The 16,960-nt window shown below is 49.8% G+C and carries 25 protein-coding genes; 6 read left to right on the forward strand and 19 right to left on the reverse strand.

The genetic code is table 11. The features are described 5' to 3' along the window. Both AC3G2T_RS36555 and AC3G2T_RS36560 read right to left on the reverse strand, forming a co-directional pair. Nucleotides 1–1,008, reverse strand: a complete 1,008-nt coding sequence (locus tag AC3G2T_RS36555; protein WP_474685250.1) for an ABC transporter substrate-binding protein — start codon at nucleotides 1,006–1,008, stop codon at nucleotides 1–3. 83 nt (nucleotides 1,009–1,091) lie between these two features. Beyond that, nucleotides 1,092–3,074, reverse strand: coding sequence for an IucA/IucC family protein (locus AC3G2T_RS36560; RefSeq protein WP_488438523.1), 1,983 nt, complete (start codon nucleotides 3,072–3,074; stop codon nucleotides 1,092–1,094). A 207-nt stretch (nucleotides 3,075–3,281) separates the two neighbouring features. Between AC3G2T_RS36560 and AC3G2T_RS36565 the strand changes: the two genes are divergently transcribed. Genes AC3G2T_RS36565 through AC3G2T_RS36575 form a run of 3 tightly spaced genes read left to right on the forward strand, consistent with a single transcriptional unit; the run spans nucleotide 3,282 to nucleotide 7,349 of the window. Further along, complete coding sequence (locus AC3G2T_RS36565) at nucleotides 3,282–5,177, forward strand: IucA/IucC family protein (RefSeq protein ID WP_488438524.1); 1,896 nt, start codon at nucleotides 3,282–3,284, stop codon at nucleotides 5,175–5,177. Further along, nucleotides 5,174–6,403 (forward strand): MFS transporter, encoded by a 1,230-nt coding sequence (locus AC3G2T_RS36570; protein ID WP_488438525.1) that lies wholly within the window; start codon nucleotides 5,174–5,176, stop codon nucleotides 6,401–6,403. Before AC3G2T_RS36565 ends, AC3G2T_RS36570 begins: the two co-directional genes overlap by 4 nt. After that, a complete protein-coding gene (locus AC3G2T_RS36575) occupies nucleotides 6,381–7,349 on the forward strand; it encodes a hypothetical protein (protein ID WP_474685246.1) in 969 nt (322 codons plus the stop codon). Before AC3G2T_RS36570 ends, AC3G2T_RS36575 begins: the two co-directional genes overlap by 23 nt. A 56-nt stretch (nucleotides 7,350–7,405) precedes the next feature. Here the strand turns inward: AC3G2T_RS36575 and AC3G2T_RS36580 are convergent, their stop codons facing one another. The 4 genes from AC3G2T_RS36580 to AC3G2T_RS36595 are packed head-to-tail and all read right to left on the reverse strand — an operon-like array spanning nucleotide 7,406 to nucleotide 8,594. Continuing rightward, nucleotides 7,406–7,888, reverse strand: a complete 483-nt coding sequence (locus AC3G2T_RS36580) for a hypothetical protein (protein ID WP_474685245.1) — start codon at nucleotides 7,886–7,888, stop codon at nucleotides 7,406–7,408. 15 nt (nucleotides 7,889–7,903) lie between these two features. After that, nucleotides 7,904–8,329 carry a hypothetical protein gene (locus tag AC3G2T_RS36585; RefSeq protein ID WP_474685244.1) on the reverse strand — a complete coding sequence of 142 codons (426 nt, stop codon included), beginning with the start codon at nucleotides 8,327–8,329 and terminating at the stop codon, nucleotides 7,904–7,906. After that, complete coding sequence (locus AC3G2T_RS36590; RefSeq protein WP_474685243.1) at nucleotides 8,326–8,463, reverse strand: hypothetical protein; 138 nt, start codon at nucleotides 8,461–8,463, stop codon at nucleotides 8,326–8,328. Before AC3G2T_RS36590 ends, AC3G2T_RS36585 begins: the two co-directional genes overlap by 4 nt. Nucleotides 8,464–8,468: 5 nt before the next feature. After that, nucleotides 8,469–8,594, reverse strand: coding sequence for a hypothetical protein (locus tag AC3G2T_RS36595; RefSeq protein ID WP_488438526.1), 126 nt, complete (start codon nucleotides 8,592–8,594; stop codon nucleotides 8,469–8,471). Nucleotides 8,595–8,809: 215 nt separating this feature from the next. Here AC3G2T_RS36595 and AC3G2T_RS36600 point away from each other — a divergent pair, with 215 nt between their 5' ends. The 3 genes from AC3G2T_RS36600 to AC3G2T_RS36610 all read left to right on the forward strand — a co-directional run bounded on the left by AC3G2T_RS36600 (nucleotide 8,810) and on the right by AC3G2T_RS36610 (nucleotide 9,985). Next, nucleotides 8,810–9,034, forward strand: coding sequence for a type II toxin-antitoxin system HicA family toxin (locus tag AC3G2T_RS36600; RefSeq protein ID WP_488438527.1), 225 nt, complete (start codon nucleotides 8,810–8,812; stop codon nucleotides 9,032–9,034). A 52-nt stretch (nucleotides 9,035–9,086) separates the two neighbouring features. Then, complete coding sequence (locus tag AC3G2T_RS36605) at nucleotides 9,087–9,434, forward strand: type II toxin-antitoxin system HicB family antitoxin (protein ID WP_488438528.1); 348 nt, start codon at nucleotides 9,087–9,089, stop codon at nucleotides 9,432–9,434. Nucleotides 9,435–9,613: 179 nt separating this feature from the next. Beyond that, nucleotides 9,614–9,985, forward strand: a complete 372-nt coding sequence (locus AC3G2T_RS36610) for a DNA-directed RNA polymerase subunit alpha C-terminal domain-containing protein (RefSeq protein WP_488438529.1) — start codon at nucleotides 9,614–9,616, stop codon at nucleotides 9,983–9,985. A gap of 492 nt (nucleotides 9,986–10,477) precedes the next feature. On the opposite strand, the gene AC3G2T_RS36615 is transcribed toward AC3G2T_RS36610, so the two are convergent. The 13 genes from AC3G2T_RS36615 to AC3G2T_RS36675 all read right to left on the reverse strand — a co-directional run. After that, nucleotides 10,478–10,867 (reverse strand): hypothetical protein, encoded by a 390-nt coding sequence (locus AC3G2T_RS36615; protein WP_488438530.1) that lies wholly within the window; start codon nucleotides 10,865–10,867, stop codon nucleotides 10,478–10,480. A gap of 2 nt (nucleotides 10,868–10,869) precedes the next feature. Beyond that, nucleotides 10,870–11,325: a hypothetical protein gene (locus AC3G2T_RS36620; protein WP_488438531.1), complete on the reverse strand. Its 456-nt coding sequence runs from the start codon at nucleotides 11,323–11,325 to the stop codon at nucleotides 10,870–10,872. A 37-nt stretch (nucleotides 11,326–11,362) separates the two neighbouring features. After that, the gene (locus tag AC3G2T_RS36625) at nucleotides 11,363–12,121 is read right to left on the reverse strand and encodes a peptidoglycan recognition protein family protein (RefSeq protein WP_488438532.1); all 759 of its coding nucleotides are present in this window, start codon (nucleotides 12,119–12,121) and stop codon (nucleotides 11,363–11,365) included. Then, on the reverse strand, nucleotides 12,118–12,573 hold the full coding sequence (locus tag AC3G2T_RS36630; RefSeq protein WP_488438533.1) for a phage holin family protein: 456 nt from the start codon (nucleotides 12,571–12,573) through the stop codon (nucleotides 12,118–12,120). The genes AC3G2T_RS36625 and AC3G2T_RS36630 overlap by 4 nt, the downstream gene beginning before the upstream one ends. After that, a complete protein-coding gene (locus AC3G2T_RS36635) occupies nucleotides 12,570–12,848 on the reverse strand; it encodes a hypothetical protein (RefSeq protein WP_488438534.1) in 279 nt (92 codons plus the stop codon). The genes AC3G2T_RS36630 and AC3G2T_RS36635 overlap by 4 nt, the downstream gene beginning before the upstream one ends. A 1-nt stretch (nucleotide 12,849) precedes the next feature. Beyond that, nucleotides 12,850–13,059 carry a hypothetical protein gene (locus AC3G2T_RS36640; protein WP_488438535.1) on the reverse strand — a complete coding sequence of 70 codons (210 nt, stop codon included), beginning with the start codon at nucleotides 13,057–13,059 and terminating at the stop codon, nucleotides 12,850–12,852. Further along, entirely contained in the window at nucleotides 13,056–14,285 is a 1,230-nt protein-coding gene (locus tag AC3G2T_RS36645) for a hypothetical protein (RefSeq protein ID WP_488438536.1), read from the reverse strand. The genes AC3G2T_RS36640 and AC3G2T_RS36645 overlap by 4 nt, the downstream gene beginning before the upstream one ends. Next, on the reverse strand, nucleotides 14,278–14,571 hold the full coding sequence (locus AC3G2T_RS36650; protein ID WP_488438537.1) for a hypothetical protein: 294 nt from the start codon (nucleotides 14,569–14,571) through the stop codon (nucleotides 14,278–14,280). The genes AC3G2T_RS36645 and AC3G2T_RS36650 overlap by 8 nt, the downstream gene beginning before the upstream one ends. 53 nt (nucleotides 14,572–14,624) lie before the next feature. Beyond that, on the reverse strand, nucleotides 14,625–14,771 hold the full coding sequence (locus AC3G2T_RS36655; RefSeq protein ID WP_488438538.1) for a CD1375 family protein: 147 nt from the start codon (nucleotides 14,769–14,771) through the stop codon (nucleotides 14,625–14,627). A 65-nt stretch (nucleotides 14,772–14,836) separates the two neighbouring features. After that, nucleotides 14,837–15,139, reverse strand: coding sequence for a hypothetical protein (locus AC3G2T_RS36660; protein ID WP_488438539.1), 303 nt, complete (start codon nucleotides 15,137–15,139; stop codon nucleotides 14,837–14,839). Between the two features lie 16 nt (nucleotides 15,140–15,155). After that, nucleotides 15,156–16,256: a hypothetical protein gene (locus AC3G2T_RS36665; protein WP_488438540.1), complete on the reverse strand. Its 1,101-nt coding sequence runs from the start codon at nucleotides 16,254–16,256 to the stop codon at nucleotides 15,156–15,158. A gap of 4 nt (nucleotides 16,257–16,260) precedes the next feature. After that, complete coding sequence (locus AC3G2T_RS36670; RefSeq protein ID WP_488438541.1) at nucleotides 16,261–16,545, reverse strand: ketopantoate hydroxymethyltransferase; 285 nt, start codon at nucleotides 16,543–16,545, stop codon at nucleotides 16,261–16,263. Continuing rightward, nucleotides 16,542–16,960: putative phage tail protein (locus tag AC3G2T_RS36675; RefSeq protein ID WP_488438542.1), on the reverse strand; the 419-nt coding region annotated here is incomplete at its 5' end. The genes AC3G2T_RS36675 and AC3G2T_RS36670, both read right to left, overlap by 4 nt.

Consider the following 16,960-nt stretch of genomic DNA (forward strand, 5'->3'; position numbering starts at 1 on the left):
TTATTTTTTCGCCCCGCCGCTCACGAAATTGACGGCCTGATCGATCATTAACCCCGCGGCAATCGGGCCTCTGGCGCGCGCCCACAGATCCTGCTCCACCGTAAGCACAAGGTTGTTTTTGGCCGCTTTCATATTTTTGTAAAGAGGGTTCGCCTGCAGCTTGTCGATGCTATCGCCGTACAGGAACAATACGTCGGGATCCAGTTGGGCCATTTTCTCGATCGTCATCGTCGCGATATCGGCCGTCCCTTCGGATTTCTCTTTATCGCCGGCAAAAGCATAATTGAAGCCGATATCGTTCAAAAGACTTGAAGGGAACGATTGCTTGGCCCAAACGCTCATCTCGTCGTCAAAAACGCCTACAACCAGAACGGAAGGCTGGTTCTTCACATTTCCTTTGGCGTCGCTGATTTTCTTCTCCAAATCCGCTCGGACCTTTTTCGCCTGGTCCTGTTTATTGAAAATGCCTCCGAGGAGATCGACATCGTCCAGGATCGCCTTATACGTCTTATCGCTCAGGGCCACGGAAGGCGCGATCTTCTCAAGATCCGCTTTAATCGTTTTGGCACGCTCAGGGTTCGCGATAATCAGGTCAGGTTTAAGGGAACTGATCACTTCAAGGTTAGGAGCTTTGCGCTCACCGATATCCGTGAAATTTCCCACTTTGTCCTTGATGTACGCGGGAACCCGCGTACTGCCCGTTCCCGCAATGCCAACCGGATTAACGCCTAACGAGGCAAGAATATCGACGATAAAAAAATCAAGCGCAATCGGCTTGGTGGGTGTGCCCTGGATGGCGGATTCTCCCCAGACGTGCTTTACCGTTTTGCTTCCCGCAGCCGGAGACGCGGATGCCGATCCAGCCGCAGAAGTCGCTGCAGCAGTTGAAGCCCCGGGCCCAGTCGATGCCGCCGTAGTTGCCTTGTTTGCGGCGCCGCAGCCTGACAACAGAACGGCCCCCATCATGCTAACCGAAAGAACGACGGATATTTTTTTTGATGAAAACATAGAAAACCTGCCCCCCAAAAATATGTATATTTAAAAAACGCTATAACCGATAACAATAATCATTATCAATTAAATCCAAGATGTCAATCATTATTTTTTACAGCAGCAAGGATGTTCGGAACTTCCGAATAGGTATAGCTCGTTATTTTCCCAAGCAGCCTCATCGTAGTCATCGCTTTCAGTTCGACACGATCGGCGAACAAAGCAATTTCGTCCCGTTCGGCCTGCTCTCTGATCGTATCATCGTGCTTGAGTGTCCGGTATGCTTCCCTGCAAGTTTCCGCCACCGGAATCCATAACCGCTCTTCGGCCATGTTCAGCGCACGCGCGATGCATGCCAGAAGCTCGCCAAAGTGGTTTTGAATCACAGGATAGATCAATTTATTGCGGACATCGCGCTCATTATCCGTCAAAGTGATCGAATCGGGATGAAATTCCCGCAGCATTCCCTGCCGCTCAAGGCGCGGCTTCAGCATGCGAACACCGCCGAAATCGCGCATGTACATGCGGTCGATCAGGCCATTTTTGAACACCGGCATACAGTTTTGCAAATGCCCCTCCAAGCTGATGCCATAACGGCTGAACATCGTCAGACAGGCTGGCAGCGCCACCTTTGCGTATTCGCGAACAAAGGCGACAGCGGCCTCGGCTCTGCACGCATATTCCCCCTTGCGCAGAACCTGATCCAGCAGTTCTTCAACGACTGTCAGCCCGCTGTATGGAGAGAACGCGAGCAGCGCTGAGGCTGGCATAACGATTTCGTCATCCGCCACAAAGGATTCCACATTTTCGCGAAAAATCGTGATCAGATTTTTATTCAACTCGGCTCTTTGAAAAGCGGAAAGCGACCGGTCCGACGGATCATAATAGACGCCCAAACGCTCCGGTACGATAAAAAAAGTTCCGCCGAAATGGTTCTCCTTGCTCAAAATATCTTCGAGCAGCCCGGATACGATTGGCCCATTGTTCCCGGAGGCAGCCGAAATTGTCCGCATCGTGCCTGTAGTTTGTATGGCTAACGCCGTTTTGATATGATGGCGTCCTTCCCCCGCTTTTTGCAGCGGAGCCAGTGTCCGGAGGGATAGCAGCGCCGTCGTCTCAATGCCGGCGTCGGGAATGAGGACGATCGTGCCGTCCTGAATCGCGCTTTTATGCATACGCCGGATAACATGCTCATACTGCCAGGGATGGACGGGAATGAGCCTATAATTTTTCATATCCAGACCTTGCTCCTCCAGCCATCGCTGCGCATGCGCATTAATACCCGGGTAATCTTTCTCAAGCAGCTCGTTGGAGGTGCTTTCGTCGAGCGAGCTTTCCTGCGATTCGGTTTTGGCAACTGCAAGCAGCACAGGTTTGACAGATGCGCCGAATTCACTGCAATAGCGGATAACATCTTCAGCATCCATGCCCATTCGCAGCTTGGCGCCAGGATGAATGGGATGGCCTTCAATCACCCACTGCTCGAAATAAGCAAGCGTGCTGAAGCGCTCATCCGCTTGCCTCAACGTGCGCAGCCAATCCTCCAAGCCAAGCGCACCCTCCTGCGTTTGCGGCCGAAGCAGTCCCCGCTTCCGCAACTCCGCTTCCGCATAGGCAAGCGCCAGGTTTGCTGCGCTGTTGCTCAGCTCCCGCCTGAATCGTTCCCATCTTTGCTGCCGTTCGTCCCCTTCATTTTCCTCCTCCCCATATTGTTCCAACCATGTCAAAACCTCTGCCGGATGGCAGATCACCTCTCTCTTATCTTTATTCACAATTTCAACGTCTCCCGCAATATCAAACCGGCCAAATGAAAATGACCGCCCCAGAGGTATTAGAAGCCTAACATCCTGGGCAATAGAAATGACGAGCCTCCCGCCCTGCGCTTCGATAAACGATCGCTCCGCCAGTCCTGCAATATTTTCACGAACAATAGATTGAATCAAACGGTGCAGCACACCTTGGCGTCCGCGTGGCAGAAATGTGAGAAACAGTTCTGCCAGCGCTGGAATATGGTTTTGCAAATAATGATGAATTCCCTCTTCTTCGGTATCCAGACTGTGAAGGAGAAAAGCGGCATGCAGCATGAATGGCAGCTTCCTTTCGTAATATGTTCATTGACTTTAGTGATAATAATTATCATTATCACAAAAATACTAATTTCAATTTTATCGATTGTCAATAGTTTCCTTTGAATTTTTGGATATTATTGACAAGGGAATTTATGGGGTGCTATTATAATCAAGTTCGATAATGAGAATCATTTTCATAAAACAGACAAGGCTGGTGGATTTATGTTTCATTTCATGAACCGCTCGACCCGTTATACAGTCGAAGAGCAGCTCATATTCGAATATATCGAAAACCATCTTCCCCTTCTGCTCGGCCACTACAGGGATGCGCTGCCGGCCGCCCGTGAAAAAATATCCGAAAGGCTGCTGAACGCTCTGATCCGGGAATGGGAGGATGACCGCACCTGCGTCGAGCTGGCCGCCGGCCGGGAATCTGACCGGCAGTTAGCCTGCTTTTTAGAAAAAAGCCAGCAGCATATTTCCTTTACAGTTACACGCCAAATGTCGTTTTCACGCTTCAAGTTGAAGAACCCGCATCTCATGTCCAACCGGCAATCCGCTCAAAACCCGCTGTCTCCTTTGGAAATCGCCAGGTATATCGCTGATGAAGGCGATTTCCCCGTTAAACAGAAGGAGACTTTTTTGCATGAGGTCGCCGACAGCACGGCCAATCTGGCCTTTGCCCTGGCCTGGCAAAGCCACATTCTCGAATCGAACGGACGGGCTTCTTTCGGACCGACCTATTCGTATGAACAATTCGCTTTCAACGGGCATCCCATTCACCCTGGAGCCAAGGCAAAAATCGGGATGACGGCTGACGAAGTTTTTCGGTACTCTCCCGAATTCGGGCAACGTATTCGGCTTCATTTTGCCGCTGTGAAGCAAGAGTTTGTCCAATCCTCATTTACCCATTTGACGCTCGCTGAAGTAAATGCTTTGTTTTTCGGCATAGCCGAAGGACTTGAAACCGAATTCTCCCATCGATTCGGGACCCATGAAGCTGGCGAATGGCTCATCGTTCCCGTCCATCCTTGGCAGTGGGAGCATACGCTCTTCGATCTGTTCGGCCGAGACATCGAGCACGGCCATATTCGTTTGCTTGACACAACCCTCCCTGCCTGGCCCACTTTGTCCATTCGCACCGTTATTCCTGATACGGCCTGCGAAGGAGGCGGGGCGGCTCCGCACATCAAGCTGCCGATGAATGTGCAAACGACGAGCGCCGTCCGCGCGCTTTCGATCGAGGCCGTTCAGAACGGTCCGCTGCTCACGAAAACGCTGCGCCAAATCATGGAGCAGGAACCGGACTGCCGCTCCGCCATTCGGATTCTGGGTGAAATAGGCGGAGTGAACTATATGTCGCCGCTCTCGGAAGACAACCAACCGTCAGCCAAGCATCTGGCTTTCCTGCTCCGGGAAAATCCCGACTCGTTTCTGGCCGATGGAGAAATCGTTGTCGTTGGCGCAGCACTGTTGGAAACGGCCGCACCCGACGGGCGGCTCTTGATCGAACAGTTTATTCGGGCAAGCTGCCCGGACGACGAAGTCGAAGAAGTCGCAAATGCGCTGTCATTTTTCTCGGCCTATTGCGATATCGCCTTAATTCCATTAAAGCTGCTAAGCAAATATGGCATTGGCTTGGAAACTCACCTGCAGAACAGCTTGACCGTGTTCAGGGACGGCCTTCCTGTGCGCATGATGATCCGGGATTTGGGCGGAGCGCGCATCGACCTCACCCGCTTGCACAAGCAGGGATTCGATTTGCCCTGCCGGGAAGGCGCCTCTATCATCGCTTCGATTCACGATGCCAGAACCAAGCTGATTCACGCTCTTATGCAAAATCATTTGGGCGAACTTATCAACGTTCTAAGCTGTTGTTACGGTTTACAGGAATCCTCGTTCTGGTCTATCGTCAGCGGCAAATGCAGAAAGCTCTACGCCCAATGGAAGCAGGATGCGGCTTTTGCCGAAGAGGCGGCCGCCGATGAAGAAGCGCTGTTCGCGCCTAATGTGCAAATCAAGGCTTTAACGAAAATGCGGCTGGTCGGCAACGTCAAAAATTACGTTTATGCGAACGCCGCCAACCCGCTTTTTGAAAAGGGACAGGAGAAGCGATGAAGCCGGTATCCGCATGGAATTCTCCCGTTTACAGACGTTTTTTTACAGGGAGCCTGCTCGCATCCATCGGTGATTATGTCGGTGTTACCGCACTTAACTGGTATGTACTTACGTCGACTTCCTCCCCCTTTTATTTGGGGGTTATCAATTTTTGCCGACTGCTGCCGGCTTTGTTCATCGGACTGCTGGGAGGGTTACTTGCCGACCGCTTTCCGCAGCGTACGCTTCTGATCTGGTTGTATATTCCCATATTAAGTCTCGGCCTCATTCTCGCCTTGTACGTTTCATCCGGACAAAAAAACATCTGGATCCTCTCTGCGCTGATTCTTCTGAGAGGCATCTTCGATGAAATGGAACCTCCTGTTCGCAATGCGCTGTTGCCGGATATCGTGCCCCAGGGGGGAATCGCAAGCGGCGTTGCGCTGTATACAACGATGCTGAATTTGGCGCGCATGATCGGGCCTGCTATTGCCGGCGTAATGATGGCCCGCGTCGGTGTTGCTCCGCTGTTCTTTGTTCATGTGCTGGCTCAAATTACCGTGTTCGCCACATTGTTTGCAATTCCGAAGAACACAAACCGTCCCGAGCCCGGGGCAGCTTCGAACGACCGGGGCGGGTTCCGGCCGATTGCCGCTTTTTTGCGTTCGCAGCCCAAGCTTCTGCTTTTGCTGCTGCTCAGCGTCTGCTTGATGTTTTTCGGTTTTTCCTATTCCTCTTTGGTACCCATTTACGTAACGGACGTACTTCATCAAGGCTCCGAATCTTTCGGCTACTTGCTCACGGCTACCGCTGCCGGGGCGGTAATAGGAGCATACGCGCTCGCGCGGCTGGATTCCGTGCGCTTAATAACTTACATCCCTTGGTTCGCCTTTGGCTTCGTCGGCGCCATGTTCTTCTTCTCGCTAAGCGCTAATTATTGGCTCGCTGCCGGAGCTTTGCTGCTCATGGGATTGTTTTCGCAAGCCTTTCGCACGGCGAGCCGCATCCTCTTCCAAATGCATGCTCCCGAACGGATGCGCGGACGGTTAATGAGCGTCATCATGGCAGACCGGGGCTTTATTCCGCTTGGCGTATTTCTCGCAAGTGCGGCCGCAGGCTCGATCAGCATCGCTTACGTGCTCGTTGTTATGAGCGTTTGCTGCCTGTTGTGCCTGTTTATTTACTTATTTTTGTTATCTAAGATGTCTGGCGGGGTGAACAACCATGCAACTCACGAATATTCATAACAGGCTCATTATGGAAAAAGCTTTAACGATGGGCATTAGCTGCCGGCCGCTCATTCCCGGTCTTGAAGATATTCTTGTTTTGGACAATGGAATCAAACGAATATTTATCAACAAAACAAGGTCCCACAAACTGCCCTTTATCGCAGGCTTCCTATCTACGAATAAGGTAGCGACCAATATGCTTCTTCAAGAACGCAAACTCCCCGTTCCCGAGTACCGCCTCATCCAGGCGTTCAGCAAAGAAGCGGCGGATTTTTTGGCCTCACAGGCTCCGATCGTCGTAAAGCCGTTCAATACGAACCGCGGTGTAGGCATTGTTATGAATGTAACTTCCGAACCGCAGCTTGAAGAGGCTATTACGCACGCGCTGGCTTACAGTCCTCATGTCATCCTGCAGCAGCAGGCGGCGGGTCGGGATTATCGGGTGCTGGTTATCGACAAAGCAGTCGTCGGCGTTCTGGAGACCCGCCCTCCGTCCGTTATCGGAGACGGATTTTCCACCATTGAAGAACTGATCCGCAAGGCAAATGAAGATCCGAGACGCGGCACAAAGGACGAGAACAAGCCGTTGATGCTTATTCCCATCGATCCGCCGCTGCTTTTCCATCTTCAATCTATGAAACTCAGTCTGGACAGCATCGTGCCTGCTGGCAGAAAGGTGACATTGAGGCTGAACAGCAATGATTTTACCGGCGGAGAAAACATCGACAGAACCGATGAGATCTGCAGCGAAAATGCAAGCATTGCGATTGCCGCAGCGGCTGCGCTCGATATAGATGTCGCAGGCATTGATATTCGTTGCCCCGACATCGGCAGCCCGATTTCTCAAACAGGAGGAGGCATCATAGAGGTTAACGTGCTGCCCGGCATGGATAGCCACATGCTGCCCTCCGAAGGAAAAGCCCGCGATGTGATCGGCGCATACATCCGCTATTTGTTTAAATAAGAGCAAAAAGGGACGGTTCCATAGCTGTGCAAACAGCCGGTGAAGCGTCTCTTTTTTCAATACACCATCTCCGCCGCAGCTTTGACGGTCCAGGCAATCGGCTGCAGCACGGCATACGTACGCGGGTATTCAAGGCGGATAAACATAATAACCCCCGGCCTGTTCAAAGTGACCGAGTAGCTATACCCCGGATGTGTAAAAGTATAAGGAAACGTCTCCCGGTCATTAACCACCTTAAACAAAACCACTTGCACCGGTGACCGCAAAAACGTATCCGGCAGCGGGTCATTGAGCTCGTCCAGGCGAAGGTTGGCCTGTAAATACCGGAGGGCCGTTTGCTGTGCCGCCGCTTCATCGATAGAGCGGATTCCCTCCGCGAGTTTGACCGGATCGGTTTGCTGCGCAGCCGCATGTGCCGCAGCGTTCAAAGCATGCTTGCCCTGAAACAGCGTATGCATCGCCAATTCCTCGTCGGCCTGCAGCGTGTACATCGTCATATAGACGACGCTCATCAATATAAACAGCAGCAGCTTATACATCGCATCTCTCCAGCCTTAAGGCACATATTCGCTCATTTTCATTCCCGCCGCTCCCATTCGCTCGCCTGCGGAAGGAACCGCGATTCCGATAAGACCGTCAATGACGAACAAGCGGTGATACGGATACGTAATCGTCAAATGAAGCCCCGCTCCCCGCAGCAGCGGCTGACTCGCGCTCGTTCCGCCGGACCCTGAGGTCGAGGTCACATTATAGGTCAAATCCGCCGGAACGAATCCCCTCTCTTCCATACGCCCTCTGGAGGCTTGGATCATGGCTGCGTCAATATAGCCGTATTTGCCGCTGGCGCCGACCTCAAGCATATAATCGACTTCCTTTTGCAAAAGCGCCTGCCGCAAAATGATAACATGCTTGTAAACCGGAGAAAACATGAACCAGCAGAGCATCGCCGCAAAAAGAATAAATACGAGAATCTGTTTCATGGATCGATCCGCTCAATAACCGTATTGATTCGTCCGCCGCTGTCTTTCACTTGCTGGCGCATACCGGCATTTCCCCCTACCGCGCCGTTATAGATCACAATAATAACCAGCACCAACATAACCGTAATCAACATGGACCTCACGGCGTCAATGACGAAATGCTCGTATTAGCCGCATTGCCGTGCGTTTGAATATTTTGTTTCATTCCTGTCGTTCCGTTGTTAATGATATTCGTAAACAGCAGCGCCACAACGATCAGCATCATCTATTTTGGGGCTGTTCTATTTGATTGAATGTGCATTAATGTGAAGATATACGGGTTTTGTTATTGTCCTACTTACCGAACTAACGTTCTGTTTGACTCGTATTTCCGTGGTCAAAATGTGAGCGGTGTGGTCAAATTGTGGTCAAAAAATAGCATACTTATGCTTGCATTTAGGTTCCATATATGGTACTATCAATATAGAAAGGAGGTCAGACATGGCAAGGGTCGATAAACTCATCGAAAAGATGAAAGACCGCCCTAATGGAATATCCTTCACGGAAGCAGCTAAAGTCCTTGAAGCCCACGGTTACAAGAACGTGAGACACAAAGGAAGCCACTACCAATTCCGAAATGACGCTGGAGACGTCATAACGGTAAAGAAAGATACTCCGCTCAAGGCGGTCTACGTGGTGGATGTGCTGAAACGAATCGGGAGGTAACTCCCGGTTCTTTCCCACATCATAAATTATATCATGACCCTTGCTAAATTACATGACCGATAAAAACCTTGCGTATTATCTCAGTCTCCCGTATACGGTGATCGTGCGAGAAGTCAACGACGAAAGTGGCCACTATTTTTATGGGAAGTACCTGGAGTTGGATGGTTGCCAGTCAAGTGGCGATACGATTGGAGAATTGTATAAGAGCCTAAAGGAAGCCTTAGAGGGGTACTTGGAGGTAAAGCTAGAATTCGGCGACCCGATCCCGGAGCCACAAGGGGACTACAGCGGCAGTATCCGGGTCCGCATGCCGAAGACACTTCACCGGGATTTAGCCGCCGCCGCAGAGCTTGAAGGTATTTCGTTGAACCAGTACATGCTTTACAAATTAAGCAAGTAACCCGCCTGATGAGTTGCCAATTGGGAACTGGCCGAAACCGCCGCGTCGCGATGACGCCGCGTTCGCGGGAACCCGCCACGAGCCGGCCGTGCATGGCTGGCCTTTATATAGATTGTTCTTTGAAAAGTAGCAAACATAGGTTTTTATTTCAAATCCTAACAATCTGAGGTGCAGCATCTATGAACAAGGTTTTTGATAAAAACACGCCACTAAACCAGTATTATCCCTTTCCAGAAGTAATTTTAAAAAGAGACATCCTATGTCTTGCCGACGCGAAGAATGATGCAGATAACAAGCGAAATCTAACAAGAACCATCAATGCACTGAGTGACGCGGGATATGAAAATATCGAAAGTCTAATGTGTGCGACATGGAATGAATTGAAAATGATTAGGGCTCTCGGGAAAACATGCCTAAATTACTTATTAGAATTGCTTCAAAGGATAGCTGACAATCCTGAAATAGTAAACGGGGTTTCTTTGAATGATCTAAAGGCGGAAAAGCTTGAGGCTATCAAAAAGAAATTGCGTCATATGGGGATGATAACATAAACCAAGCATTTCCCCCGAAGTTGGGGGAACTCCCCACACTATTATTGCTGTGGGGATTATTTTGGTTGTTAAATTTCAAGCTTTCTAGGAAAATGGTTGTAATGATCATTTCATCGAAGAGAGGCGCTCACACATGAATATCTTCCGATTTGATATTAGCGCAAATGGGTTTCATCTTAAAACTTTTTTCAGCACAACCGAAGAAGCTGGTTTGAATCGATGCAAACGATACATGGGTGAGTTTCAACGTCAAGTTGCGAATGTACAATTGAAGGTTTCAATTTCGCAAAGGGAGAAGAAAAAACACAACTGGGAATATCACGGTACACCATACATATACAAAAGAACATTAGTAAAGAAACCGCTATCCAAAAGAGAGGGTTCTAAGGAGTAGTATCGATAAGGAAAATTTTCCTGATCGTAGACAAAAGCCCAAGGGATGCTTTCCCAAGGGCTTTTTTTACCAGTGCTTCTGGATTTAGAAACGTTCTATCACAACTTCGCATTAGAGTAAACCATGAGCCGCTTCAAATTAACAACATTCCCGGAGGAAGAGGCGTTTTTTGCTGTGACCGTGAACACTGTAGTATGCCAACCTTTCGTCAAGTTGGTCGCTACCATTGTTCCGACCATACCCACAACTGCGGTGTAAGCATCGACGTTTGTAGCAGCGCCACCATCACTCGCGAAGGATACTGCGCCTTTATCCGGGCCAGTTTCAATTTCTATCGACAAATCTGTTCCGAACCATTTCACCGTGATTGTATCCCCGACATTCGCGGATGACCGATATCTGCCGCTGTTTGTCCAGGTTCCGGTTTCAGTGCCGCGGACCGTATCATGTTTTGCGACTAGCATTGGTCCTATATACGTCAACCCCATGACTACACCGCCCTCCCTGCTATCGTCACATTCCCGCCTGCAACGGCGGAAATTCGCGCCCGAAATGTCCATCCAACGGCGACGCTGACCGTCCAGCTCTCCGGCTTTGCATCCGCGCCTCCAGTAGTCTGTGTGCCGAATACTGTCGGATCTGTGACGCTGAATGCAGTACAAGGGACGAATTGTCCGCTCGGTCCGGCTATTTCGAATAGAATGTTCCTGCTCGTACTCGTACCCCGAATTTCGAAGGACAGTTTAGCGTTGCTGGTAGGTGCAAACAGCGTGCCATTGCCTGCGGTGGTCGCAGCGCTCTGGAGCGTTACATCAACGGGTCCGGGTCCTCCTCCAAGCAGGGTGATGATTTGCACCATCGCGTCAGCGATATTGAGCGTTGTTCCATCTTCTAGAATCCGGCGCCCACTGGATGCGCCATATCGATTGATGTCGTATTGTGACATTTTTCATTGCTCCCCTCTGCCCTAAGTGTTTCCCCTACTAAGCTTCAATGCCCTGCTGCCGCGCAAGGATAACCGTATTCAGGAAAGCAAGTTCAGATTGCGTCAACTTCCTCGTGTAGGCTTTTTCCGCCCAGGTATAGTCCGTAATGATCCCTTTCTTGTAGAGCCCGTCCAGGGCGTCCCCGAGTTGTTTCCATTGCCAATCATATTCGAATTTCATCGTTTCCTCATCCTCCAAACATTCGTTATATTCGTTCACAATATCCGCAATAAGGTCGTCAAACGTTTTCCCCTGCATTTTCAATGCATTCATCGGGTCCGTCTTCCGGGCCGGGTCTAAGATGTGATGGCCTGTGATTTTCGTCGCTGGATCCAGGCAAAACTTCCAACAACTATATGCCAACACCCACACGTACCGTTTGTATGCCTCTTGTATATTTATACTCCCGCCATAGCACAGTTCTACGCCGCCAGCTGCATCATTTGCGTCGGCCCCGAACATTTGATTGTCGACCGTTACGTTGTAGATGACGTGCCAGGCTTTCTCCGGCGTGCCGGTTAGAAACGGGATGCACTCTATGATTTGAGTATCATCCACAAATAGGTGCGCGCTGGCTTCCATCACATTACGGCTGTTCTCGTAATAACTCACATTCCCACCCGCCGTGCTGCCCGGATTCCCTGTATCATGTGCGACCATAAACTGAACCTGATCGGCAGGAATACCCGGGCGCCGCAAGCTTGGCGCTGTCAGGTACCGCGGGACGATCTCGTATTTCATTTGGAAACCGCTCATTTCTGCCCCTCACCTTTCTGTCTCAACTGCTCCAGTAAATTTTTTATAGCTGGCGGCCACCGGAAGCCTAGAATGCTGGAATTTTCTATTAGCGATAGTCCTTCTCGTCCAATGTAGAAATAGATCGCTAATGTTCGAAACACTGGGGCTTGCCCGATGAATTCGTCTAGGAGTACCGCCAGGGATATAACAAGAAGAACCATGCCTTTCCTGATCCCGCCCCAGAACATTACGTCGCTATTCAGGCTTTTTGTCTTGATAGCTCCAAGCACTCCGAAAACGTAATCCCCGATCATTGCACATACAAGAATTTTTATGGAGACGTCCCAGCCGCCTAGTCCCGCGGCGATGAATGTTCCCACCGCGGCTACAATGCCCGCGAATCCCGCTTCTTTCCCTGTTTCTCCTGCGGCTGCAGTAAGTAACTGGTTTACAATTAATTTTGTAGTCATAGTACCTCTCCCTCAGTAGCAGATTTTACAGCTACATTTCTGTATTGTGGGTCTTCCGGCCCTTTTAGAGCGAGTGTGTCGGCGTGCTCCTGGGCCGTAATCCATCCTTGGGTTAGCGCATTGTCGATATCATTTACATAGTAATTCTCGGCAGCATATTGCATGACCGGCGCGACATATTCCGGTCGTTGAGCCGCGATATTTGCCAAGCTGTTTTTTCCTGTCAGATATACATTTGTTGCATATGACCTAACTAATAGTGGGTTAACGGCCATCTTAAATCACTCCCTTGTCAATGAGTAATTCCAGTAATTGTTGCTGGGTAATGCTATTGTCAGAAGCAGCTTGTTCAGCTACAGCAAGCCGCGCCTTGAGCGTTACGATTTGTTCTTCTGGCGAAGGTATGCGCTCAGGTATAACGATATCCTCAACCTTTTCTATTTCAATTGACCGCTGCGTCTTTGCATCATAGATAATCTCTTTCATAGCTGCCAGACCTCCAAAGTGGCATCCCCGTTGAACATTCCGTTCCCGGCCTGGATAGCGATACTTGTTAAGCTACTGAATTTTGACGGATCCATAGTAGTGAAGCCAATACTGGTAATTAAGACGTTGCTTGCATTGGTCGCACTTGAACTTGACGTTCCTTCGTAAGTAGTCGCGCCGGTAAAGGTAATCTGATTGTTTTTGCATATCAAATCAATCGTTGTTAGGATGCGTATGGGGTTATTACTTCCGAAATCGGCAAGGAGCGCATTGTTTGCAAGCCCGCTGCCGCTCTGCTGCATGTAATAAATATCACTTGTCGAAACTCCATTGATTTTTAGCATCCATCCCGCATAGCTCCCGGTCATGCCGCCATTCCGAAAAACAACCCTCAACGGACCAGAAGCATTAAGGCCGCTGATCGTGATTGTTTGGATGCCGGTTGTTTTTTCAATTCGCCATGTTCCGGGTGTCCCTGTACTCGTCAAATCAATTAGTCCAGTGTCGGTATTTACAGTGGAAAGTTTGAAGGAGTTACCGGAAACGGCTCGCACATAATAGATTTTTCCGGGAATGATCCCCGCGGGCACCGAAGATGTAGTACGCCCTTTTTGGAACGTAACCATGATCTGATCGTTTGCAACCAATGTATGCCCAGGGATTGTCAGCGTATCTGCAGCTGCGTCTACCGTAATCAATGTGCTGTCCCAATATGTAGGCGCTAAGGTGTAGCTGCCCAGTAAAGTCGCTGCGCCGCCCCCTCCAGAAGGCGTTAACCATTGTGTATCATAGTTAGCCCCGCTGACTTTGGTTAGGACTTGTCCCGACGTGCCGCCAGTAGGCACACCTTGTCCATTCGCGCCCGCGGATCCGGTTGCCCCAGCCGGGCCTTGCGGTCCAGTTGCACCGGTAGTGCCTGCCGGACCTTGCGGTCCTGCGGCTCCCGTTTCTCCCGTATCTCCTTTTGGCCCTTGCAAGCCCTGCGAACCTGCCGGGCCTGTTTCTCCCTTGGCTCCATCAACACCCGCGGGCCCTTGTGGGCCAGCATCCCCTTTGTCACCTTTTGGGCCGATTGGACCCTGCGGACCCATTGGGCCAGCATCCCCTTTATCTCCCTTATCGCCTTTGTCACCTTTTGGCCCTGGCGTTCCTGATCCACCGCCGCCGGCTGAAATGACAATCGGCACAGGGGCGGGACCGGGGGTCACGTTTATAGGCTCAGTCATGGGTCACGTCCTTTATCACTTGAATGTTCATAGTTTCTGAGGTTGTAACAATGCCCCCGCTTTTTCGCCTAATATCGGTCACAAGTACGCCGATCGGCCAGTCTGTGGTATCCGCGACACTAAAGCGGAAAGTAAATGGCACTGCAGTTTCTTCAATGACGGCATTCGCAACAAGCCTATCGTATGGAACACGTATTTGAGAGCGTAACTCTTCCAGTCTCGCACCTTCCCAAGTCGCCAGATACTGAAACGTATCGCCACGTTTTATAGTCGGAAGTGTAACCATATCAATCCACTCCTAGCATAAAAATAGCCCCGCATTAGCGGGGCGGTAACGGTTTATTGTTGTGGAATTTGCTGCGGCTTGCCGTCAGTTCCAAGGTCCATTGCGGCAAGTTCGGACTCGACGGAAGATTTGAGGTTCGTAGGGACTTGGCTGAAAGTCTTATAACCTTTTATAATCAATGTGACGTAAACAGTGACCATCGTATCACCCCCTCTCCATAACAAAAAAAAGAAGCCTTGTCAGGGCTTCTCTAATCACTGTCATCTTACTTGCCTCCTGTATTAATTGACTCATATATTTCGGTAATGGCCAGCATAAGATTTATATTTTGTTCTTCAAGCTCCGCGATACGCTGCTCCGGTGTCTTTAGCTCTGGAGGCAAAGGTTCAGCGCGCTCTGACCGCGATTGCTCAACATACACCCCTGCATACAAGTCAAACTGGTATGTTACATCGGCGATCGTGTGCGCATTAATACGGATAGTTTCTGTCTTTTCAAAATCGCATAAAATATAATCAACGCCTTCGCTTCGAAAGCGAATATGCTCCCCATCTTTAATAAATGACATGGCCCTTTCTCCTTTCCTATGGCGTACCAGCAGCGAGGCGACAATCTAAATTGTAACTAGGCAAATTAATAGAATATCCAGCGTTATTTTGAGTCAGCATTTCAACTTTGCAGTTTGAGTTGAAATAAATCGAATCTGCTACATTGGTATTGTAAGAGGATGACCCACCAGCAGTTCCAATAATGTAGTCAATAGTACGTGTCCCATTCGCTCCATCCGCAGATCCGTTATAGTTTATGTTAGAGGTAACTATATCTTGCTTACCGTCCAGTGTTACTCTTAATCCAATCGTTGTATTGATAACTACATTTGCTGAACCGCCTCCGCTCCATGACCATGATCCTCTTAATTTTTCCAATCGACCATATCCGGTAACATCAAATATGGTTACGTATGATCCAGATGGGCCCACAGATCCCGCAGTCATACTTCTTAATCTCCCTACTGGTAACATTCCACCCACTGGCGTCCACACTCCTCCGCTGTAAAATTCAACTACTCCATTATTGTTTCGAAATTGAACACCGCCAACTGTATCCGCCGTTCTTGCGCTATCCACTCGTACCCCGAATGTATTTGCCCCGTTGTATCCGACCAAAGTTGGATATGTCGCTTGCCATGGGTTTTGCGCGTTGGTATTTCCTCCTGGATACGTGGACGCACTGGCATCGACTATCGTATGACCATTTCCGAAGTTTTTCCACCGAATTTCCTGAGCTGTCGCAAGGTCTTTGGTCATGTCGGTTCTCGGTGCATCAATGGCTGCCCCAGTATGGGTATGATTCGCAGGTGCCTTTCCAGCCAAAGCGTTCGTCACCGTAGCCGCGAAATTGGGATCGTCCCCCATCGCATCGGCCAGTTCTTTCAAGGTGTCCAGTGCACCTGGTGCACCGTTAATTAAAGCGTTTATTTTGTTTTGAACAAATTTTGCAGTCACGAGTTGATCTGTATTCGTTCCGACTGGTGGGGTTGGTCCCGTTGGCGTGCCGGTGAAAGTTGGAGAATCTTTCGGCGCATTCTCGGCAAAGGCATCAATGATTCCCTGCTCAATTCTGTTCATGTCAGCTTCCGTGACAATCTGGCCGTATTGCCAGTTTGTATTGCCGTTATAAGGCATCGTCTCAGGCCTCCTTTATCGAAATGGTATGTTTCATAATTGTGTCGCTCACGATTGGAATGATCACGGCATTTGAGGAAATAACCGACCCGCTGCTGCTCAAAACCTCGATCAATTGCACCCAGGCTTGTCCAGCGAAAAGAGGAATAGTATACTCCAGCTCTACGGTGCTTGCCGTGACCTGCCGCATTGAAAATGTCGTGATTTCTAACTGCCCGTTTATTACGACTTTCGATATTTTATTTTTCGTGTATACAGCAAGTTCGTTTAGATATGCGTCAGGAATCACTTTATCATTTCCTCCTCCCCAGCCGATGCAAACGGCGTGATGCCAACACGCCATTTCCCTAAAATAGTTTCACGAAACAAGTATGTTCGCCAGATATGTTCTTCCAATACAATGCCGTCTGCGGCGGAAGATGCTTGCTGATAGACTATGTTTGCGGGTTTAATAACTTCAATCGTCCGCTGGATCTCCCGAAAGTATGCCGCGTCTGGAATACTGATCGTCACTTTCATGATGAAGTTTTGAACATCTACGCTTACGACTGCTTTTCCTTCCCCAACAAGAGAATCCAGCCTATTTTGCAAATACCGGATGGAAAACGGCGGCTTCGTGGAGTAGCGATTTACGAGCCGTCTGCGGCGGAAGTCCAACGTTTCAGTCGAAGGGTCCGCCCGGATACCGAGTTGCAGCTCGCGCC

It is taken from the genome of Paenibacillus sp. sgz302191, from assembly GCF_057749925.1.

Excerpts from the sequence above, each read along its gene's own strand:
- AC3G2T_RS36570 (WP_488438525.1), top strand. The coding sequence starts at position 5,174 with ATGAAGCCGGTATCCGCATGGAATTCTCCCGTTTACAGACGTTTTTTT.
- AC3G2T_RS36595 (WP_488438526.1), bottom strand. The coding sequence starts at position 8,594 with ATGATGCTGATCGTTGTGGCGCTGCTGTTTACGAATATCATTAACAAC.
- AC3G2T_RS36650 (WP_488438537.1), bottom strand. The coding sequence starts at position 14,571 with ATGGTTACACTTCCGACTATAAAACGTGGCGATACGTTTCAGTATCTG.
- AC3G2T_RS36645 (WP_488438536.1), bottom strand. The coding sequence starts at position 14,285 with ATGACTGAGCCTATAAACGTGACCCCCGGTCCCGCCCCTGTGCCGATT.
- AC3G2T_RS36560 (WP_488438523.1), bottom strand. The coding sequence starts at position 3,074 with ATGCTGCATGCCGCTTTTCTCCTTCACAGTCTGGATACCGAAGAAGAG.
- AC3G2T_RS36565 (WP_488438524.1), top strand. The coding sequence starts at position 3,282 with ATGTTTCATTTCATGAACCGCTCGACCCGTTATACAGTCGAAGAGCAG.
- AC3G2T_RS36590 (WP_474685243.1), bottom strand. The coding sequence starts at position 8,463 with ATGTTGATTACGGTTATGTTGGTGCTGGTTATTATTGTGATCTATAAC.
- AC3G2T_RS36575 (WP_474685246.1), top strand. The coding sequence starts at position 6,381 with ATGCAACTCACGAATATTCATAACAGGCTCATTATGGAAAAAGCTTTA.
- AC3G2T_RS36625 (WP_488438532.1), bottom strand. The coding sequence starts at position 12,121 with ATGAGCGGTTTCCAAATGAAATACGAGATCGTCCCGCGGTACCTGACA.
- AC3G2T_RS36640 (WP_488438535.1), bottom strand. The coding sequence starts at position 13,059 with ATGAAAGAGATTATCTATGATGCAAAGACGCAGCGGTCAATTGAAATA.
- AC3G2T_RS36655 (WP_488438538.1), bottom strand. The coding sequence starts at position 14,771 with ATGGTCACTGTTTACGTCACATTGATTATAAAAGGTTATAAGACTTTC.
- AC3G2T_RS36605 (WP_488438528.1), top strand. The coding sequence starts at position 9,087 with ATGACCGATAAAAACCTTGCGTATTATCTCAGTCTCCCGTATACGGTG.
- AC3G2T_RS36585 (WP_474685244.1), bottom strand. The coding sequence starts at position 8,329 with ATGAAACAGATTCTCGTATTTATTCTTTTTGCGGCGATGCTCTGCTGG.
- AC3G2T_RS36580 (WP_474685245.1), bottom strand. The coding sequence starts at position 7,888 with ATGTATAAGCTGCTGCTGTTTATATTGATGAGCGTCGTCTATATGACG.
- AC3G2T_RS36630 (WP_488438533.1), bottom strand. The coding sequence starts at position 12,573 with ATGACTACAAAATTAATTGTAAACCAGTTACTTACTGCAGCCGCAGGA.
- AC3G2T_RS36600 (WP_488438527.1), top strand. The coding sequence starts at position 8,810 with ATGGCAAGGGTCGATAAACTCATCGAAAAGATGAAAGACCGCCCTAAT.
- AC3G2T_RS36610 (WP_488438529.1), top strand. The coding sequence starts at position 9,614 with ATGAACAAGGTTTTTGATAAAAACACGCCACTAAACCAGTATTATCCC.
- AC3G2T_RS36660 (WP_488438539.1), bottom strand. The coding sequence starts at position 15,139 with ATGTCATTTATTAAAGATGGGGAGCATATTCGCTTTCGAAGCGAAGGC.
- AC3G2T_RS36555 (WP_474685250.1), bottom strand. The coding sequence starts at position 1,008 with ATGTTTTCATCAAAAAAAATATCCGTCGTTCTTTCGGTTAGCATGATG.
- AC3G2T_RS36620 (WP_488438531.1), bottom strand. The coding sequence starts at position 11,325 with ATGTCACAATACGACATCAATCGATATGGCGCATCCAGTGGGCGCCGG.
- AC3G2T_RS36665 (WP_488438540.1), bottom strand. The coding sequence starts at position 16,256 with ATGCCTTATAACGGCAATACAAACTGGCAATACGGCCAGATTGTCACG.
- AC3G2T_RS36635 (WP_488438534.1), bottom strand. The coding sequence starts at position 12,848 with ATGGCCGTTAACCCACTATTAGTTAGGTCATATGCAACAAATGTATAT.
- AC3G2T_RS36615 (WP_488438530.1), bottom strand. The coding sequence starts at position 10,867 with ATGGGGTTGACGTATATAGGACCAATGCTAGTCGCAAAACATGATACG.